This window comes from Pseudoalteromonas sp. SG45-2 (assembly GCF_014164115.1).
Taxonomy (GTDB): Bacteria; Pseudomonadota; Gammaproteobacteria; order Enterobacterales; family Alteromonadaceae; genus Pseudoalteromonas; species Pseudoalteromonas distincta.
Map to the genome: position 1 here is coordinate 23,550 of NZ_JACJEO010000010.1, position 20,061 is coordinate 43,610.

At 37.1% G+C, this 20,061-nt stretch carries 16 protein-coding genes and 1 tRNA gene; 3 read left to right on the forward strand and 14 right to left on the reverse strand.

Annotated features, from left to right (window positions below):
• The 4 genes from H5116_RS08925 to H5116_RS08940 form a co-directional block, all read right to left on the reverse strand.
• On the reverse strand, window positions 1-2,977 hold a 2,977-nt coding region (locus H5116_RS08925), incomplete at its 3' end, for a FimV/HubP family polar landmark protein (RefSeq protein ID WP_310735990.1).
• A gap of 353 nt (window positions 2,978-3,330) precedes the next feature.
• Entirely contained in the window at window positions 3,331-4,347 is a 1,017-nt protein-coding gene (locus H5116_RS08930; protein ID WP_182712937.1) for an aspartate-semialdehyde dehydrogenase, read from the reverse strand.
• 48 nt (window positions 4,348-4,395) lie between these two features.
• Window positions 4,396-5,517 (reverse strand): 4-phosphoerythronate dehydrogenase, encoded by a 1,122-nt coding sequence (locus H5116_RS08935; RefSeq protein WP_039484462.1) that lies wholly within the window; start codon window positions 5,515-5,517, stop codon window positions 4,396-4,398.
• Between the two features lie 255 nt (window positions 5,518-5,772).
• Window positions 5,773-7,995 (reverse strand): TonB-dependent receptor, encoded by a 2,223-nt coding sequence (locus tag H5116_RS08940; RefSeq protein WP_182715987.1) that lies wholly within the window; start codon window positions 7,993-7,995, stop codon window positions 5,773-5,775.
• Window positions 7,996-8,403: 408 nt separating this feature from the next.
• Between H5116_RS08940 and H5116_RS08945 the strand changes: the two genes are divergently transcribed.
• Window positions 8,404-8,994 carry a LuxR C-terminal-related transcriptional regulator gene (locus tag H5116_RS08945; protein WP_182715988.1) on the forward strand — a complete coding sequence of 197 codons (591 nt, stop codon included), beginning with the start codon at window positions 8,404-8,406 and terminating at the stop codon, window positions 8,992-8,994.
• On the opposite strand, the gene H5116_RS08950 is transcribed toward H5116_RS08945, so the two are convergent.
• Genes H5116_RS08950 through H5116_RS08975 form a run of 6 tightly spaced genes read right to left on the reverse strand, consistent with a single transcriptional unit; the run spans window position 8,984 to window position 14,706 of the window.
• Window positions 8,984-9,835 carry a hypothetical protein gene (locus tag H5116_RS08950; RefSeq protein WP_182712939.1) on the reverse strand — a complete coding sequence of 284 codons (852 nt, stop codon included), beginning with the start codon at window positions 9,833-9,835 and terminating at the stop codon, window positions 8,984-8,986. The two genes, H5116_RS08945 and H5116_RS08950, sit on opposite strands and share 11 nt — an antisense overlap.
• On the reverse strand, window positions 9,825-12,206 hold the full coding sequence (locus tag H5116_RS08955) for a fimbrial biogenesis outer membrane usher protein (RefSeq protein ID WP_259398801.1): 2,382 nt from the start codon (window positions 12,204-12,206) through the stop codon (window positions 9,825-9,827). The genes H5116_RS08950 and H5116_RS08955 overlap by 11 nt, the downstream gene beginning before the upstream one ends.
• 29 nt (window positions 12,207-12,235) lie before the next feature.
• Window positions 12,236-12,910, reverse strand: a complete 675-nt coding sequence (locus H5116_RS08960; protein ID WP_259396093.1) for a hypothetical protein — start codon at window positions 12,908-12,910, stop codon at window positions 12,236-12,238.
• A 41-nt stretch (window positions 12,911-12,951) separates the two neighbouring features.
• Window positions 12,952-13,650, reverse strand: coding sequence for a molecular chaperone (locus H5116_RS08965; RefSeq protein WP_182673106.1), 699 nt, complete (start codon window positions 13,648-13,650; stop codon window positions 12,952-12,954).
• A gap of 56 nt (window positions 13,651-13,706) precedes the next feature.
• Window positions 13,707-14,183, reverse strand: a complete 477-nt coding sequence (locus H5116_RS08970; RefSeq protein WP_182673105.1) for a hypothetical protein — start codon at window positions 14,181-14,183, stop codon at window positions 13,707-13,709.
• Window positions 14,184-14,235: 52 nt separating this feature from the next.
• Entirely contained in the window at window positions 14,236-14,706 is a 471-nt protein-coding gene (locus H5116_RS08975) for a hypothetical protein (RefSeq protein ID WP_182673104.1), read from the reverse strand.
• Window positions 14,707-15,184: 478 nt separating this feature from the next.
• Here H5116_RS08975 and H5116_RS08980 point away from each other — a divergent pair, with 478 nt between their 5' ends.
• Together H5116_RS08980 and H5116_RS08985 are read left to right on the forward strand one after the other, a co-directional pair.
• The gene (locus H5116_RS08980; protein WP_024594859.1) at window positions 15,185-16,315 is read left to right on the forward strand and encodes a porin; all 1,131 of its coding nucleotides are present in this window, start codon (window positions 15,185-15,187) and stop codon (window positions 16,313-16,315) included.
• 12 nt (window positions 16,316-16,327) lie between these two features.
• On the forward strand, window positions 16,328-16,735 hold the full coding sequence (locus H5116_RS08985) for a hypothetical protein (RefSeq protein ID WP_002962772.1): 408 nt from the start codon (window positions 16,328-16,330) through the stop codon (window positions 16,733-16,735).
• A 188-nt stretch (window positions 16,736-16,923) separates the two neighbouring features.
• Here H5116_RS08985 and H5116_RS08990 read toward each other — a convergent pair whose 3' ends face one another.
• From H5116_RS08990 to tpiA, 4 genes are all read right to left on the reverse strand, one after another.
• Entirely contained in the window at window positions 16,924-18,549 is a 1,626-nt protein-coding gene (locus tag H5116_RS08990) for a methyl-accepting chemotaxis protein (RefSeq protein WP_024594860.1), read from the reverse strand.
• Between the two features lie 209 nt (window positions 18,550-18,758).
• A tRNA-Leu gene (locus H5116_RS08995) sits at window positions 18,759-18,843 on the reverse strand.
• A gap of 80 nt (window positions 18,844-18,923) precedes the next feature.
• On the reverse strand, window positions 18,924-19,277 hold the full coding sequence (gene secG / locus H5116_RS09000) for a preprotein translocase subunit SecG (RefSeq protein WP_182715990.1): 354 nt from the start codon (window positions 19,275-19,277) through the stop codon (window positions 18,924-18,926).
• A 1-nt stretch (window position 19,278) separates the two neighbouring features.
• Entirely contained in the window at window positions 19,279-20,028 is a 750-nt protein-coding gene (gene tpiA, locus H5116_RS09005) for a triose-phosphate isomerase (protein WP_002962767.1), read from the reverse strand.
• Between the last annotated feature and the right edge of the window lie 33 nt (window positions 20,029-20,061).

The following is a 20,061-nucleotide window of genomic DNA, read 5'->3' on the forward strand; positions in this document are numbered from 1 at the left end:
CATCAAGGTTAAGAGGTTTGGTATCCTCTTCTATACTAACTGGTTCAACAGAATCAATTCCGTCATTAATTTCTTGCAGTAAATCATCATCAAACGACTCGTCTTCAACCTTAGCTTCTGATTCAAAGAAGTCATTATCAATTAATAGTTCATCATCAAAATCATCTTCTAAGCTATCTAAGTTAGCATTTTCAGAAAGCGCATTTGCGAGATCTTTCTCTGTTTGACTAAGTGCTACTGCATTTTCTTCACTCGGTGCATTTTCTTTAGGTTCTTGCGGCTCAAACGAAGGTTCATTCTCCAATAATGAATGATCATCATCTAATTCAAGTTCAGGATATTCATCTAACTCTTCACTTGGCGTTATAAGATCGCTATCAAGCTGCTCTTCAATTTTTGTAAGATCTGAGCCATCGTCGCCCGCTAACGGATCGTCACCAAGATCTACTTCTATTTCTTCAAGATCGTCTTCAAGCTCATCTAAAGACCAATCTGGTGTTTCTATATAGTCATCATCCGTCGCTTGTTGTAGTTCATTTAAAAGCTCATCAACGCTCTTTAAAGTATCATCTGTATATTCTTCAAGCGCATCTTCAGGATCAAGAAGCGACTCTGATGTATCTGAAAAATCATCAACCGTTACATCTATAAGTTCAGGTTCTTCTGCAAGTTCAGGCTCATCGTCAAGCTCAGGCTCAGGCTCTTCATTTAATGATGAAGCAAGCGACTCAATATCATCAACATTTAATTCTTCTTGAGCATCTGCTAAATCCTCAACTGAGTCTGCCAATGCATTATCAATTTCTGAATCTCTTACATCTGAATTTTTTACTTCATCATCAATTAGGTTATCTATGTCGTCTAAATCAAAATCATCGCTTTGTTCAACTAATGAATCATTTGCAGTATCAACTGCTTCCTCATCAATTAAGCTATCTATGTCGTCTAAATCAAAATCATCGCTTTGTTCAACTAATGAATCATTTGCAGTATCAACTGCTTCCTCATCAATTAAGCTATCTATGTCGTCTAAATCAAAGTCGTCACTTTCCTCAACTAATGAATCATTTGCAGTATCAACTGCAGCCTCATCAATTAAGCTATCTATGTCGTCTAAATCAAAGTCGTCACTTTCCTCAACTAATGAATCATTCTCAGTATCAACCGCAGCCTCATCAATTAAGCTATCTATGTCGTCTAAATCAAAGTCGTCACTTTCCTCAGCTAATGAGCCATCTGCAGTATCAACTGCAGCCTCATCAATTAAGCTATCTATGTCGTCTAAATCAAAGTCGTCACTTTCCTCAACTAATGAGTCATCTGCAGCCTCATCAATTAAGCTATCTATGTCGTCTAAATCAAAGTCGTCGCTTTCTTCTAGAAGTTCATCTTCGTCGAGTAACTCTGCATTAAGTGAGGCATCTACCACATCACTTTTTGGGTCATTCGCCTCATCAATTAAGCTAGCTATATCGTCTAAATCAAAGTCGTCGCTTGTATCAAGTTCAGCTGAAGTGTTATTTGAGGTATCTAATTCTGTTGATGTTTGATCTAATAATTCATCTATATCAAAATTATCTTCATCTGCAAGCTCTTCACTTAAAGCCGCCATTTCATCATGAGATTCTAAGCTGTCATCCTCTAAAGCTTCGCTTGTTTGCGGTGCATCAAATTCAGGTAGACTATCTTCTTCATCAAACAAGCTATCTAAATCGTCATTAGTTAGGATTTCATCATTGTTAATTGAGTCATCAGATAAGTCTAAATCTATATCTTCAGCGTTTTCATCTGAAGGTTGATCAAACCCTTGCTGCATAAAAATATCGAGCTCATCATCGTCATCGGTATTTTCATCATCAAAAACAATGTCATCGCTTAGCAAGCTTTCGAGCTCATCCTGATCAAGTAAATTTTCGTCGCCAGAAAAATCATCTAAGCCGTCGTCTAAATCATCATTAGGCAACATATCACTTTCGAGACTATCATCTAATTGAACACTCAAGTCATCTAAAGGGTCAGGTACAATTGGATCGTCATTTAAGCTTGGGCCTAAATCATCATCGCCAGTATAAGTTGGGGTTTGTGGTAAAAAGTCATCATCGTTTTGCGGCTCTTCTTGATTACTTGCTCGTTTGCGTAAAAACATAACGATTGCAAAAATAATCAGTAACCCAGGAATAAACATTAACAAGCCCAGTACTATGGGATTTGAAAATAATGAGCCAAAATCAAATGACTCTTTTGGTATTACTTCTTGTTTTTTTTGTTGGGCAATAATCTCGTTTTGTTTAACAATGAGTTCTTTTAACTGATTTTGAATTTCGCTGTCTTGTCCTAATTGCAAACGTAAGTTTTCGAGCTCTTTTGATATTCCTGATAACTGTTTTTTGAGATTATTATTTTCAACTAAAATCTCTTCTACATTACTAACTGAGCTTTTAAACTGTTGTTGTAACTCAACAAGCTTAGTACCTTGCTCTGTTTTTATTTCATTTAATTCTTTCTGTATCTCTTTTTTAGCATCGTCTACATCAATTTTACGCGCTTGAGTTACTTTTGTTTGCGCTGAGTTAATTTCGCTTTGTGTAAGCGTGCCATTTTTTTTCTTTTCCCATAATGCATCATCTTGCTCAGAGCGTTGCTTTGCGAGCTGCGTATTTACAGCTTTTATTTCGGCTAAGGTAGGGATTTTTAAATAGGCACCATTTTGAATGTGGTTAAGATTTTGTTCTAAAAATGAATCGGGATTTTTGTTATACAAAGCCTGCATAACTTGATAAATACTGACAGAATTGTCTGGGCGCACTTTAGCTGCTATACGCCAAAGCGTATCAGTTGGTTTAATTGGCCCAATTGATCGCCCTTGCGCACCATAGTCAACGCCTTTAGGCCCCTTTAATTGGGTACTGTCCTGAGAGTAAACTGGCGTTACTATCAATGCAGACGCTAATATAATAAGTGTAGCTAAACCGCGCATGCTGATCCTTTAATATTTAAATATTAATAAAACACCTAAAACTTAAGTGCATAAATATTGTTTATTATTGCTATTATCAGCCAAATGACTGACTCGCATTTATTATTACAATCTATTTTTATTGCAAGCTCTATTCCAATTACAAACTATAAACCAGTTAGAGCGTAATATCCATCGCAACACCTTGAAAATAAATGCCTTAAAACATCTTTATAAATATTAATTTATTGAGTGTTATCAATCAGTTTTTGTATTTTTAAAATTAAACGGCAAAAATTTGACAAGCTATATAAACAAAAAGCGGCAAACAACTACTGTTTACCGCTTCAAAAGCATGTTAGCGCAATTAACTATTACATGTAATTGGCAATAAGCTCTTCTGCAATTTGAATACTATTAGTTGCAGCACCTTTACGAGTGTTGTCACTTACAACCCACATGTTTAATCCATGAGGATGAGAAATATCAGCACGTAATCGACCTATATACACAGTATCGTTACCACTAGCGTCAGACACTGCTGTTGGGTAGTCACCTTCATCATCAATTAGCTCGACACCAGGGGCGTCTTTTAAAAGTTGCTTAACGTGTTCAAAGTCATAAGGCATGCGCGTTTCAATATTAATTGACTCTGAGTGCCCAAAAAATACGGGAACACGTACACACGTTGGGTTCACGGCAATAGTGGTATCACCCAAAATTTTATGAGTTTCGTTTACCATTTTCATTTCTTCGCGCGTATAACCATTATCTTCAAAACTATCAATTTGAGGAATAACGTTAAATGCAATTTGCTTTGGAAATACTTCATTATCCATAGGGCGTGCATTCATCAAATTAGCTGTTTGCTTTGCAAGTTCATCAACCGCGTCTTTACCTGCACCCGATACAGCTTGGTAAGTAGATACATTAATACGGTCTATTCCGTAAGCATCATAAATTGGTTTAAGTGCTAACATCATCTGAATAGTTGAACAGTTAGGGTTAGCAATAATATTACGATTTCTAAAATCAGCTAGGCTTGAAGCATTAACTTCTGGCACCACGAGTGGTATTTCAAAATCATTTCTAAAGTGCGATGTATTATCGATTACAATACAGCCGGCTTCAGCAGCAATAGGAGCATATTTTTCAGATACACTGCCACCAGCAGAAAACAAACCTATATGCGCTTGGCTAAAGTCAAAGCCTTCAACGTCAAGTACTTCAATGGTCTCACCACGAAACTTTATATCTTCACCTGCGCTGCGGCTGCTAGCAAGTAAAAAAAGCTGATCAACAGGAAACTTACGATCTGCTAGCGTTTCAATGATTTGACGGCCTACTAAACCAGTAGCGCCAAGTACGGCAACGTTATATTTTTGCGACATATTTCTTCCTCTATAAACGACATTAAAACAACATCGTTAGTTAAATAATTATTCAGCTATGCTAAAGCCAAGCTGGCTAAGTGCTGCTAGTTGTGGGCTATCACCTTGTAGAAATAAGGTGCTAAATTCTCGCCTTATTGGATAGTTTTTACGTAAACTATCGAAGCCGTCGCTCTCTAGACGACGAAGTAATATTCCGTCATCGCGGCGAACGTCATAAATTAAATGCACTAAACGAGCAATATCTTGCTCATTAAGGCTTTGCGTAACAGTTGCATTTGTAACGGCTGGTGTTGGTAAAAAATCATCCAACGATTTAATCGCCTCAACACCTTTGAGCTGACACAGTTTTTGATACAACATTTGTGTACCACGAGCTTTCCCCTCAAGTGTATGCCCTGCAATATGCACACTAGCGTAACGAACATGCTCTAGTAATTCAGTTAAAATATTGGGTTCTTTCTCCCATACATCAAGTACTAAATCTAAATCAGCCCCAGCTTCCATTACCTCAAGCAATGCTTGGTTATCAATTACATCGCCACGGCTTGCATTAATTAGCGTGGTTCCTGGCTTAAGTGCTTTTAAACGCTCTTTACCCATCATGTGCAGTGTTTTATGCTCGCCACTTTTAACAAGGGGAACGTGAAAAGTAACAGCATCTGACTGCGCTAATAACTCATCAAGCGCTACATGCTCTTGTAATAAGCCTTGTTCGTGCTTAATCGGATCGCACAGCAGTACAACTACGTTTAATGCTTTTAATTTTTGCGCCAAACATGTACCAATGTTGCCCATCCCTACAATACCAATTGTTTGAGCACACAATGGACGCGCATTTTCTTGGCTTAATGCAAATAAGCTACTAATTACATATTCAGCTACAGCAACAGCATTACAACCAGGTGCACTTGTAAAAGCGATATTTCTATCATGCAGTAATTGCGTATCAATATGGTCAATGCCGATTGTGGCAGTACCTACAAAGCTCAACTTGTTAGCTTGTACCAAAAGTTCATGATTAACATTTGTCACCGAACGAGTAAGAAGAACATCTACATCTATTAATTGTTCAGGCGTTAATTTACGACCATCAAAACGCTCAACCTCACCAAAGTCTGCAAAGTACTGCTCAACTAAAGGCATATTTTGATCGGCAAGAATTTTCATTACAGAGTCCGTTTGGCAATTAAGAGGCGCCATTGTAGCGAACAACCTAGCCTTTACACAAACTAAAAAGGCGCATTTTAGTTAATACAAACACTCAAAAATGGGGATGTGGATTGTTTTAAATCAGCAATTAAAATTAGGAATTTAAACGATGCAAATAATAACCTTACTATTGAATACACAAAGGCCGAATCACAGCATGATTCGGCCTTTATTATGCAAAATAAACTTCAATTACATTTACTTGATTTTAGTTTATAGCTCAAAATCTTTTTTGAATTTCAAACCAAATTCACTTCGATCATTACTGCGCATTACGCCAACAAAACCTGATTGTTGTAGACGACCAACATCGTAAACTTCGTTTAGAACGTTTTCACCATACAGTGTAACTTCCATATCGCCATATGGATTAGTGTAGGAAATATTAAAACCAACTAGTTCACGAGAGTCAATGGTCTCACTTTGGTTATAAACTGATTGCCCTTGCATTTCGCTTCGGTACGAATAATTAGCATTAAGCGCAAGTGTTGCGCCGCTCTCTAAATCCATAAAGTAAGAAGGTGCAACCATGACAGTCCAGCGTGGTGTAAGTGCTGGTGAATCGCCTTTACCTATACCTTGTACACCCTCAGCCACTTCTGTTATTTCAGAATCTAAATAACCAACTGCACTGCGAATAGTAAAATCATCAGTAATAGCGACGGTTGTTTCAAGCTCAATACCTTGTGCTTTAGACTGACCCGCATTTTCTACAATTGTTACGAAACCGCCACCTGCTGTTGGGTCTGAAAACGGTAATGCTAAATCAGTGTAATCAGTCACAAATACCGCAAGCATCATAGATACATTTTCGTGTACTTGGCCTTTTAGACCCATTTCGTAGTTAATCGCTTTCGTTTCGTCAAATGATACAAACTGGTCTGGTCCACCAAATGGGCGCGGTGGAAAACCACCTGTTTGGTAGCCTTTTTGAATCTGGCCATACACATTCATATTATTGCTAAGCTGATAAGATGCATTTACATCCCACGTAACTGCATCAAAATCTGCACTTACATACTTACGAGTAGGAAATGATGGGAATATAGCATTTGCATCTTTTTCATCTTTTGAATAACGAAGACCACCACCTACCGTTAAATCGTCAGTTAAATCGTAGCTTGCATTAAAGTAGGCTGCGTAAGAATTAGTTTCTTGGTTAATTTCAAAATCGCCGTAACCACCAAATGATTCTGTTACTCCGTCATTCAATAAGCCATTGGGTGTATTAAATGGGCTGAATACAAATGGGCCTGAACGTGTAAAGCCATCTTCATTAAAAAAGTAAAGGCCTGACACAAAGTCCATATTATCAAATGTTGCATTTAGTTGAATTTCAAACGAGTACTGATCAGCTCCGCCCTCTTCTGGAAACTCAGATAAGTTTAAAGGTGATGCATCGTCATCTAGGCCACCTTCATACTCAGATGTACGGTAGCTTGAGATAAACTTAGTAGTATAAGTATCGTTAATTGCCCAATCAGCCGAGAACGATGTGCCCCAACCTGAGTAAGAAGTTGATTCAATACCTGCAACGGTTGTACCTAAATCATCAGGGTCTGATGGAATTAAATCTTGAGTCAATAATGGGAAGTCGCCATTAAACACATCGTTTGCATCTAGCGGGTCAGTTAATTCAATTGTGTAAGGCGATTGACCTGACTCGTTATCAACTCCATCTAAAGCAAAAGTGAATGCTAAATCGCTGTTCGCTTGCCATTTAAGGGCTACACGACCACTGAATTCCTCTTCCTCACCAATTTCTTTCTCTGGATTTGCTAAATTAACAGCTTCACCAACACCATCACGTGTTTTGTAAGATGCACTCGCAGACATGCTTAGTTCATCGTTTAGTGAGTTATTAAAATAAACATCACCAGCAATACGTCCACGACTTCCCAGCTTAGCTGAAGTAGTTACAATACCTTCATCACCAGGTTGCTTTGTAATTACATTTACAGCGCCACCTAATGTATTACGACCATATAAAGTACCTTGTGGACCACGAAGCACTTCAACACGCTCAACATTAGGTAATGATAAATTAGAACCCATTTGACGACCTAAATAAACGCCATCTAAGTATACGCCTACACCTGGATCAGTAGTTATTATGTGATCTTGCAGACCAATACCACGAATGAACACAGACGCATGTGCTGCATTACCAACACCGTAACGGGTGATGTTTAAGTTTGGAACATATTTACCAATATCTTCAAGATTACTCATATTGGCTTTATCAATTAGGTTCGCCCCAATTGATGTGATAGCGGTTGGAGATTCAAATAAGCTCTCTGTACGTTTACGAGCTGTGACTTCGATTTTTTCAAACGCGTCTTGTTTTGCGGTTGTTTTAGCTTCTTCAGCATTTACTGAGGTAGATAGTGCAGCGACAATTGCTAGGCTTAACTGTGAGAGTGTGCGTAGTTTCAAAATATTCTCCAAAGGATACCGTGTGATTTTTGTTATGCTTTTATATTGATAATATAAATTTTAGGCATAAAAAAAGACGCTAAATAGCATCTTTCCTCTGGACAGGTATTATATGACATTATTGTGAATAAATGTATAAATTATTTAAATAAATTCATAGAAAATGACAGTAATTTAAGCATTGTTAGCTTTAGATGAATTATCATAAATAAACCCCTCTAATATTTACCTCACTAATGAACTGTTTTAAAACAAAAAATCTCATAAATACTACTTTAAAGAGCGCATAAAACATACTCATACATGTACTTTAGTGTATAAAAAAAGAGCTAAAATACATTCAGGTATCATTGAAATTAACTAAAAATAAGAATATAGTGCTAAAATGTAGTCTATGGATAGAATATTATGAATATTGAAAATACAGCCAATAAAAGCCCCACATGCTTCACCAGCCCAAATTACACATCACTTTTTTGTGTTGCAGCTGACTTCAACGTCCTACTTGTTAATTATCAAGCTTTAAATGTTATTACAAACCATGAACTTATAAATCAGTTTATGCTAGAAAACGGTCATCAAGGCCTCGTTATTTTTGACGTGCCCAAAGACGGTGATGTTTTGGCATTAAAAGAGTGGCCTAATTTAAAAGGTTTGTTTTATGAAGGCACTGACGAAGTACTACTGCAGCAAGGATTACAAGCAATAGAACAAGGAAAACTTTGGTTTCCACGTGCGGTAACTGATGGTTGGATGAGACAAATGCTAGCGAGTGAACAACAAACTGCGCTGCAATCAAATAACTTAACCTGCAAAGAAATGAAAGTATTAAACTTGTTATTTTCTGGCTTACATTCAAGCGCAATTGCAGACACTTTATTTATCAGTGAAGCTACAGTTCGTGTACATTTACACAAGGTGTATCAAAAAATCGCTGTAAAAAACAAGCAACAAGCATTGCTTTGGTGTCAAAAAAACTTAAATAAAATTAATAGTTAAGCGGGCTTATTTGAAACCTGATTGTATCTGAATACTCACCGGCAGCTTGCCTTTCGAAATCATTTAATTGAATTTTTAAAGGTAATAGATAAACGGTTTGTCCTGAGTATGTAAATTTATGTTGTGATAAGTTATCTAGTTGAAGCCAACTTCCAGCCAGATCTAGACTGTAATTAATTGCATATTTGTCTCTATAGAGACTATGTATTAATTTCCCATTATTATCTGAACTTACAGACAATTGAACATCTGAATTAGTAACGACTTGTAAACTAGGTAACATAGTGTATTCCTTACTCGGAATTAGTTCTCCCAAATTGATAGTATTTGAAAATGTATTATACCCAAGTACAGAAAGACTTGTCCTAGGGGCAATATTTTCTTGAATACTATATTCTCGCTCATCTAATAACTTACTCCCCTGATCATATAATTTCATTTGGAGCCTATCTGAGTATATACCTGCTTTAATTGGTGTTCCTGACGGTAGGACTAATGTCAATATCGTCGAAGAATCAGTAAAGTTTAACTTTAAAGTTGATGTGCTGACTAACTTACTTTGTATACTCTGCATCTCGTAAGGAATACTTTGAAATTGCCCTTTTAGCTGAGCTTGATTCTCACTTGTTAGCACGAGTTCTAATTGACAGCTTTCATCATTAGTGACGCTTATCCGTAGCTCTTTCTTAGAGTCTACTTGCTGTAAGGCATGGTAGCTTTCAAAATCATCATAAATATGTTCAATCTTATCGAACCTAGCGGCGCATTGCGCATGAATTAAGGGCGTAAAAATAAAGAGTGCTAAACCACCCAATAATAAACTTACTTTTTTATTGTACATAAATAGCTCCTTTGCGCTGTAATTGCTCACCTTCAGATACTTGAATCGTAAAATGTGACTTTTCTGCATTCTTAAGTGTAATTTTATAATTACAGGCGGTTAAACCTGTTAATGCAAATCGTCCTTTTTTATTTGTAAAAAATGTATGCTCTTTTTGGCTGTTTTTATCGATACAAATTGCAGTACCAACTTGTAATGATAAGGGTTTTTTCTGTTGATCATACAAAGTCGCAATCACTGATATGTTTGCAGCAGTCCCTATTGTGATTGCATGACCTGTTCGATAAGGTGAGTAAAGGGTAATTATGCCAGAACCAATATCATACCCCGGCTCTAAGTTATCAATATCGACTGTAACGTTGGTTGAGGCATATGAACTAATATCGTTTAATAAAATAGTTTCGAAGTCTTCATTATCAGCCCTATAGTTATCCTCATATTGTCCCAAGGTGATCTTTTTTCCTCTAAGGCTAGAGTGGGGTTCTATCAAAGCAAAGCTATCGTATATGGGTTTCCCAACAGCCCAACTCTTATCTGCAAATGCTATGCTTGATGCCAAGCTTAATCGGCTCTGATGGTAAGCTGAGGCCTCATTAAACTGCTCGTAAAAACTCCCATGATCAAAGTTCATAACAAAACGATTCGCGTTATATTGAGTATTTAAATCAAAAACAGCTTCATTTTGATCATTTTTTTCAAGCCCAGCTCTTATATTCAAAGCTCCAACATAGCGCTGATTACTATCTTGAGAGAATTCTAAGCGTGTTTTATCCTGCCTAGATTGATGAGATAATTTAGCCCGCCGAGTATTAGAAAACTTATAAGTGACAGACAACCTTACATCCCATTGACTTTCTTCAGCGAGACCCTCCCATTGCCCACCTAAACTATATCTCCATTGGCTATTATCGATCTCACCAGAAAAACTAACTCCAACTGATTTATCAAATTGAGCTTCATCATATGACCTTGATAAACTTGTAAAAAAAGATGTTTGCGTATTCTCTCCCCAAAAAAAACTATAATTAGCCTGAATATAATGCTCTCTTAAGTGAGAACTAGATTGAGAATCAGGTCGATAGCCAAGACCTGTAAAATATCTTGATGAGTATTCATAACCCACCGTAATGTCAGTGTTATTATCACTATGATTTCTATAGTTACTATAAACAATGCGATAAGCATGACCTGTTTTTTCATTGAAACTTATCGCATTTTCAAACGCAATTTGTCCAACTGTAGCTGCATAAATATTTTTAAAACCAATCTGCTGAGAATACTCATCACCTTGTACTGCCGCACCGGCTGTCCAGCTAGGTGTAATGCCATAATCAAGATAAAAGCTAGCTAGTGGCTCGTCGTAATCATAATCTAGCTCACTACCTAAGCGTGAAGGAACGCCTAAATGAAACTCATATTCCAGTTGCCCTTGAGCAAAAAGATCTAAACCGGTCGTTACATCAAAATCAACAAAACGGACTACTCCTGCTATATCAGTAATCCTCAAAGTAATATTATTGCTTCCTTCATTAAGGGGAATATCATCAAGAGAATATATACCTGCGGCTAAATTAAGTTTTTGTACTATCCGCTCGCCAACTAATACCTCAACAGAGGATGGACTCTCCAAGGTAAAACTACGTGAAGCGCTGGGTCTAATAGGCCTGTCAGAAACTAGCGAAAAATCATGTGAAAGCGACATACCTAGTACCCGTGCCGTTGATTGAAAGTAACTACCTGAACTATAATTATCACCAATGGATATCCGAAGCCCACTAAGCGGTAGGTCATGCATTACACGAGTACCTAAGCGCCTAATATTTGATGAAGTAGGAGCTACTTCAGATAAATACTCCACTTCGTTTTCTAAAACCCACCCTTCCCAACTCACTACCATTTCAGAGCGAATAGCTAAGAGGTCATCTGTTGTATTCTCGCCTTTATCTTGCTGATACAAATAACTTGAATAAGCATTAAAAAATCCACTCAGTTTAGCCGGTGCAGATGCTGTTAAATTCCTCGAATCTGATTTTAAACTTAGTTGTTGAGGGCGAGTCAGTGTAAGAGGTACTGATATTGCTAAGCTAAAATCACTCATATCGAATGAAATATTATATCCAAATAACTCTAATGCTTTTGTATCAATAATATTTTTATTAACCTTAGACTCTAAAGAATCAAAGTCCTCTGAAAATAAAAGTCGTTCAAACGAAACTTTAATTTCACTCCATTTAAGAGATAAATTATCATTTGGATCAACTGCAAGAGTTATTTTGCCAATAGCATTTTTATTCAGTTCTGCCTCAACGCTAAGTTCGATGGTTCTTTTAGACGGGTTAATTTTTGAATAACATAATTGAGTAAAGCTCAATAAAAATATACATAATAGAACTCGCATAACTAGCGAGCCAGCACTAAACGTAAATGATTTAAGCTTCCTCTCTGTAACGATTGCGGAATTGGGACTTTTATAACACTGGTGCTATTAGGAGCAAAAAAAACATCGTATCCGTTTGCTTTTAATTGATCTTTTAAAATTCGATCGCTTAGAGTTTTATTTTTAGTAATTTTTATTTCATAATCACTTAATCGTCCTGCCCCTTTTCCTTCATTTAATACTTCAGTGACAATAAAGCCATCTTCAACGTGAGGCTCTTTTATAGTCAGTTTAGGAACTAATCTAGGCTGGTCTAAATGAACAATTAAATTTACATTTAACAGCATTGTTAGTTGTGACTGTTTATCTATAGACTGGTTTACAATGGGCTGCTCAATCAAGCTAACTTGATAGCTTTTATCTGTACTAGGAAGTTTTTTATCTAACCATCTAAATTGCAACTGTTGGCTTTGCCCTGGTTGCAAAAATAGTGATGGAGGAAAAACCCACAATGGGGAATCATCTAAAGAAATTAATTTAGGCGTGCCTTGAGAAAAGTCAATTTCGTAAATTTGGATATCAAAAGCAATGTCTCTTGGTAATTGATTATGAACCAAGCTAGAAGCATTATTTGAACGACTATCAGGAGAGAAAGTAACCACCATAGGCGTTACTTCCACAGCAAAAACAGGTGTCATTACACTTACATATATAAAAAAGTAACTGCATATCCGCAGCATTAAAAATTGACCTCTAGATCACTGCTTGCTGCATTAAACCTTGTAGGAATTTTTATTGAAACCTCACGGCTAGATTTAGGTAATAAAATCTTTCCAGTCAATGCTTTACTCAATTCAGCCCCTTCTAATAATAGCTGTTGTTCATCACCTTTAATAAGCCACTGTGCCTGAGATAAACGGATATATTTATTACCAGTATTCTCTAGTAGTACACTCCATGTTTCTGTATCTACTTGACGTTTATTTTTAATTAATAATTTTGCCTCCGCACCTTTGGGAACTACATTAAACAAAGTTCTAAAGCTAACTGACATACCTACGCCTGATTGCCCCGCCTTTTCTAAATCAACAGATGCCTGATCAATGGCTACACGGTACGCTTTTGAGTTTTCTAATATTGGTTCCCCAATATATCGAACAATTACTGATTGACTTTGCCCAGACGGAATAATCGTAGTCATCGGAATAATTAAAAAGTCATCGTCGTTTGCTTTTAATGTTTCATCGCCATTAGGGTCAATTAGTAAATCAAACGCAGATATCTCAATAGTTAAAGGACTGTCTGAAGGGTTTGATATACGAATGGTTTGCTGTGATTGGCTACCTGAAGACTCTAGCTCCGCGACCATTGGTTTAACTTGAAAAGCCCCTGTAGAATATGAAGTTAACAACACTATAATTAGAAATATATAACGCATATAAAATCCCTCTTAATGAAGTAAAAGGCAGTAGCTACTGCCTTTTACTATGCTGCTTAGTTAGCTGTTATTGCCAACATAAGTGTATCAGCGTAAGTACCTGCATAAACTGGTGCTTGTGTTACAGTTAGTAATATATTTCCAGCTACGCCACCGGCGGCAAGGGTTGGTGAACCAGGACGACTTTGCGATTCTGACTGATCATTTTGGCCATTCTCAGCAGAAAGCGTAAAATCAAATGTATCTGCAGTTAACTTGGCAGTATAGCCGACACCACGATCTTCATGGTCAGCATTTTGTAAGTGCCCTTCAGATGTTGTTAATGACATTGTTGCACCATCAACATCATTACACTGCAAATCAAAGCCTACATTTTTAGTAGCACCTTCTGACAATGTTTGAAAGAATTGTGTAGTGTTAATGTTGCTCACCCCACAAACCGATGACACTGCGCCACCTACATTTAGATTTTCAGCAAATGCTGCGCCAGATGTTAGAGTTGCGATTGCTGATAACACGATTAACTTTTTCATTTTAATATTCCTTATCCATGTGACATATTTGTTTTAATTAATAGTTAGTGTTTTACCAAACTCCACCAGATACAACCGATGGTGTCATTTCTATGCGGAGCACATCCTGGTAACTACCTGCATAAATTAAAGGCTTATCTAGTTTTAGTTGTAATTTAGCTACGCTGTTAAATAGAATCTCATCAACATCAAAATTGTAGATAGATTTAAGTTCAAGTGCCGTTGCAGAAACTTCGCTTGAAACGCCCTCTATTGACCAATTCAGGTTATAAGCATTTATTTGAGTACTTTGCTGATGGCGCAGGCCACCATTTTCAGATTGCATTGATACTCGCATAGGTGAATTGCAATTAATCACTAGCTTTGTACTCGCGAGGCCATCTGAAGAAAAGTGAAGGTTATTATTTTGTGTAGTAAAGCCGCACACTGGTGAGATATAACCTACCAAAGTTAAACTTACTTCATCGTTACTGTATGCATTCATTGCAAAGAAACATAATAAAAACCATATTACCTTCTTCATCCGCGCCATCTCCTTTGACCGACCTCGCTAGGACAGGACTGATACTATGATAAATTTGCCGTTTAGAAAGTTGTTATTTGCTTATGACTAGCTTTACTTATTGATAATTTCAACTACGGGAGATATATAAAAATATAAACATTTAAACTAAATAGTTTACTCTAAATCTATAGAGTGGAAGATTAAAGGTTCTATGAAGCAACAAATACAATACTTACGACTTATCAGTTACCTTCAAAAGTTATAAGCAAAAATAAAAAAGTTACTACCCACATATTTAGAGACCCAAATCTGGCACTAAACATTTTTAAACATAAAATATTTGCATCTAATTTATAAAAAGAAACAATAATACTAATTAAAATTAAAATTAAAATTAAAATAAAAAACTTAAACTATTCTAATTATTAGATAAATAGAAGTTATGGACCTATAATAATAAAGAAATCAACATCTAAATAACAAATAGGAAATACATATGAAAAAGCTATCTGTAGCAGTAGCTGTATGTGCTGTACTTGCATCTAGCTATGCAAGCGCTGAAGTACGTATTAATGGTTTTGCATCTATAGTGGGTGGTAAAAGCCTAGACAGTGATCAAACCTTATACGGATATGACGATGATATCTCATTTAAAAATGAGAGTAAGTTCGCTTTACAACTATCTGCTGATCTTCAAGAGAAGCTAACGGCTACGGCTCAAATTATTGCGCGTGGAGAGGACGACTTTGACGCCACATTCGAATGGGCATATGTTACTTATGAATACAGCGATGAACTGCAATTTAGCGCTGGTAAAATGCGTGTTCCTTTCTATAAATACTCAGATTTCTTGGATGTTGGCTATGCTTATCGCTGGGTACGTCCACCTCGCTCAGTATACGGTATCCCATTTTCGACTTATGAAGGCTTGAGTGTTGTTTACAACAATCAATTAGGAGATTGGGACTCTACTTTGCAAGGGTTTTATGGCGCTTTTGATGGCGATATAGATGTATTTGGAGATAGCTTACCTGCTGAGTTAAATAATTTAGGCGGTATAAACTGGAGCCTATCATACGACTGGTTCAGTGCACGAGCTGCATATATTGTTGCCGACACAAGCATTTCATCTAATGACAGCGGTTTAATTGGACTTGTTGAAGTACTTAATACTAACGGTTTAACGAGCACAGCAAATGATCTTACTACTGACGAAGATGAAACAACTTTTGTTGGTATTGGCTTCTCTATTGACTATGATAACTTCTTATTTGATGCTGAATATACACAGTTTGAAGTAGAGGGAAGTATTTTGGCTGAACAATCACAATACTATGCCTCTGCCGGTTATCGTATAGACGATGTTATTGTTCACTTCACCTATGAAAAAAATGATGATAAACATGATTCATCACGTTTTAATACTCTTGAATCAATTCCTTTATTAAATACTACAGTGAACTTTGCCCTAGAGAGCATGCGTGCAGAGAGTAACGTATACACAATTGGCGCACGTTATGACTTCCACCCTTCTGCTGCATTTAAAATTGACTTCAGTCGATTTGATGATGACATCACTGACACTGAAACGGATGTAGTAGCCGTTGGTGTTGATTTAGTATTTTAATTGGAGCGGAATATGAAAAAATTAATCCTCGCTAGTGCGCTTTCATTATGTTCTTTCGGTGCTTTGGCTGAAGTTGCAGTAATTGTAAATCCTGGTAATGCAAATGCACTTGATGCAGAGACTATTAAGAAAATTTACTTAGGAAAGGCCAAGTCGTTTGATAACGGCAATAAGGTCAACCCAGCAACTCAAAACGGTACCGCTATTGCTGATGAATTCAATTCTAAAGTGGTAGGTAAATCGAGCAGCCAATTAAATGCCTATTGGTCAAAACTTGTTTTTACAGGTAAAGGAACACCGCCTGAAAAGTTTGATTCAGATCAAGCTGTCATTGACTTTGTTGCCGCTAATGGTGATTCAATCGGCTATATAGATAGCAGTAAAGCAACTGACAAAGTTAAAGTGATTGCTACCTTTTAATTGCTATTATTAAATTAAAAAAACCACCTAATCGGTGGTTTTTTTATAACTTAACTTTAATAACAATTCGCTCGATTAAGTAAGATATTTTGAGGGAGAAAAACTGTTCAATAGAAATTTTAACACAGCTAGCGTCTGATCTGCCCTCTCAAATTGAATAAGCATTACTTCGAATTGATTTAGCTACGTTACTCAATTTTAAATTTAGCCGTGGCATCTAATAGGTTATCTGAAAGGTAATGAAGGTTTTTAGCTACATCCCTCACAGCCGTTAGCGAGTCCATTGTATCTTCAAATGATACGTGCATATTTGTCACGTTTTCTACAACCATAGCAGCAACTGATGTTTGCTCTTCTGTGGCAGCAGCAATTTGTGAGTTCATTCCATTTATTTCTAACATTTGCTCTGCAATTTTCTCTATAGAAATACCCGTTTTTTCTGCTGCAGTTGCATTATCTGTAGCCATATCTCTTGCAGTCGTCATTGCAGTAACTGATTCGTTAGCCGCTTCAGTTAAAGTAGTCAACAGCTCTCGAATCTCATTTGTAGAGTGAGCAGTTCGCGATGCAAGCTCTCTAACTTCATCAGCAACAACAGCAAAGCCTCGGCCATGCTCACCAGCACGGGCAGCCTCAATGGCAGCATTAAGTGCAAGTAAATTTGTTTGCTCCGCTATTGATGTAATAACATTTAATATTTGCGACACATTTTTTGTATCGTCTGCTAATTTATTGATAGTTGTAGCAGCGTGATTAATCTCATCACTTAACGTACGAGAAGCGGTTACTGATGTTTGTACTTGAGTTCGACTTTGCTCAACTTCTTTCTCTGCCGTTTGCGCTGCATGAGAAGCACTTGCAGCTGATTGAGAGATATCTCCTACACTCTGTTTCATCTCTTCCATCGATTGCTTTACAATCTCAGCATCAGTGGTTTGTTTAGTCGTTGCACGCTCCGCTTGTTCCATCCCCTGCACTAAGCGAGTAGAGTTTTCCATTAACGGTTCGCAAACCGCGATAATTTCTAACACCGTTTTTTTCAATATGCCAATAAAAGAGTTGAAGTTTATAGATACTTGACCTATTTCATCTTCAGAGTTAACTGTCAATTTAGTGCTTAGCGAGCCTTTACCGCTTGCTAATAAGCTTAAATTATTTGCCGCATCACTTGCCGAAGAAGCAATTCGCTTAGCTATCCAAATAGCCATAAAGAGCAATAAAATAAGCGATACAATAGAAACAACTAACATTAACGTAAGGGCGTAATCAGAGCGGTCCTTTGTGCTTGCAACAAGTTCAAAAAAACGATCGTCAGCTTTGACTTGTGCTGCCTTAAACTTTTCTAGGACATCGTTATAAAGCGCTGTTTTCCTCTGTGCTTGTTGTTGAATTTTACTAAAATCTGCTGTTCCATTTACCATGCCATTTGCGATAGTCGCTGATATTTTTTCGTAATTTGCGAGCTGCTCTTTAGTGTCACTGTGAATGTAAGAGGCATTTATTTTTTCTATCGCAATAATATTCAACTCAAGTTGCTTGTATGTGTCAGATGCTTTCTCGACTAAATCTTGCTCACCAAATGTTACGGCTTGGGTGTAAAGTTCGTCCAGCTTCTCTAAAATGCCAACATTAGCAGATGTTAACTTAACAACTTTGTAGGATGATTTTTCCATTTCATCAAGTGCAATTCTATTATCATTCATAGCAAAATAGTTGATCAGAACAATCACTAAAAATGCAACGACAGCAATACTCGTAATCGCATGTATTTTTTTACTTATGCTGAGATTTTGAAAAGTGAAGCCTGAAGCCATTGTGAATACCTTATTTTATTGTCTAAATCTATTATCGGCTTATTACTCATAAGTGTTAACTAAATTTGTAAAATTTCTAGTTTTTTTTACAAACAATTCAAAATTCTACATAACTAATTGCCCTTTAAAAAAAGAAAGTACAAATAACATTCAATTTAAATCGCAGGCACAAAAAAACCAGTAACATTTCTGTTACTGGTTTCTAAATTTGGTGCGGATGGGGGGACTTGAACCCCCACGCCCGAAAGCACCACCCCCTCAAGGTGGCGTGTCTACCAATTCCACCACATCCGCATTTTTAAGCTTTCGCTTATTTGTTAAACATATGATTTATTTGAGGAGTATAAATCGTTTAACGATAGCATTACGCTAAATTAGTTCGGTACGTCAGAGCTTTGCTCTTTCGTAGGTGTTACCGGAACATCTTCTTCAACAGGAACGACAGTTTCTACTGCAGGAGCTGCTTCTAGGTTTTCCCACTCGTCAGTCTTTTTAATTTGACCTGCAGTTAGGTTACCTAGCACAATGCTTAAAACAAAAAATACTGTTGCTAAGCTTGTGGTTGTTTTTGTCATAAAGTTACCAGCACCAGACGAACCAAAAACCGTGCCTGAAGCACCAGCACCAAATGAAGAACCCATATCTGCGCCTTTACCTTGTTGAATTAAAACCATTCCAACTAGAGCTAAAGCCACAACTAAATAAACTACTAATAAAATTTCGTACATCTTATACAGTCCCTTTTGCACTGTTACAGATTGCAGAAAAAGATTCTGCTTTTAGACTTGCGCCGCCAATTAAGCCGCCATCTATATCTGTTTGTGCAAATAATAATTCGCTATTTTTTTCATTAACGCTACCACCATATAAGATGGAAAGCCCTTGTGCTAAAGTGCTATCAAGTGCAGCAATTTTATCACGGATAAATTTATGAACAGTTTGTGCCTGCTCTGGCGATGCAGTCTTACCTGTGCCTATGGCCCAAACGGGCTCGTATGCTATCACAGAATCTTTCAGTGCTGCTACACCTAATTTTTCAATTACTGCATCAATTTGTGCAGCAACTACTTGTTCGGTTTGACCGTTTTCTTGCTCACTTTCACTTTCGCCAACACATAAGATTGGTGTTAACCCAACTTCTTGTGCTCTAGCAAACTTTTCAGCGACAGTTTCATTACTTTCGTTATAAATACTGCGGCGTTCAGAGTGACCAACGAGTACGTAAGTTGCACCTAAGTCTTTTAGAAGCTGTCCGTCTACTTCACCGGTAAACGCACCAGGTGTATTTTCAGAAACAGTTTGAGCACCTGTAGAAACACCACTAGCTATCATCGCAGGTACAAGTGGGAATGGAGGAAATAAAACAATGTCCATCTCTTGTGATTTTACATCGTTAATAGCATCAGACATTTGTTTAACTAGCTCTAACGAACCATTCATTTTCCAGTTGCCTGCGACCATCGCCTTGCGTATTGCCATTTTCCACTCCACATTAGAAAGCGGGCGAGATAT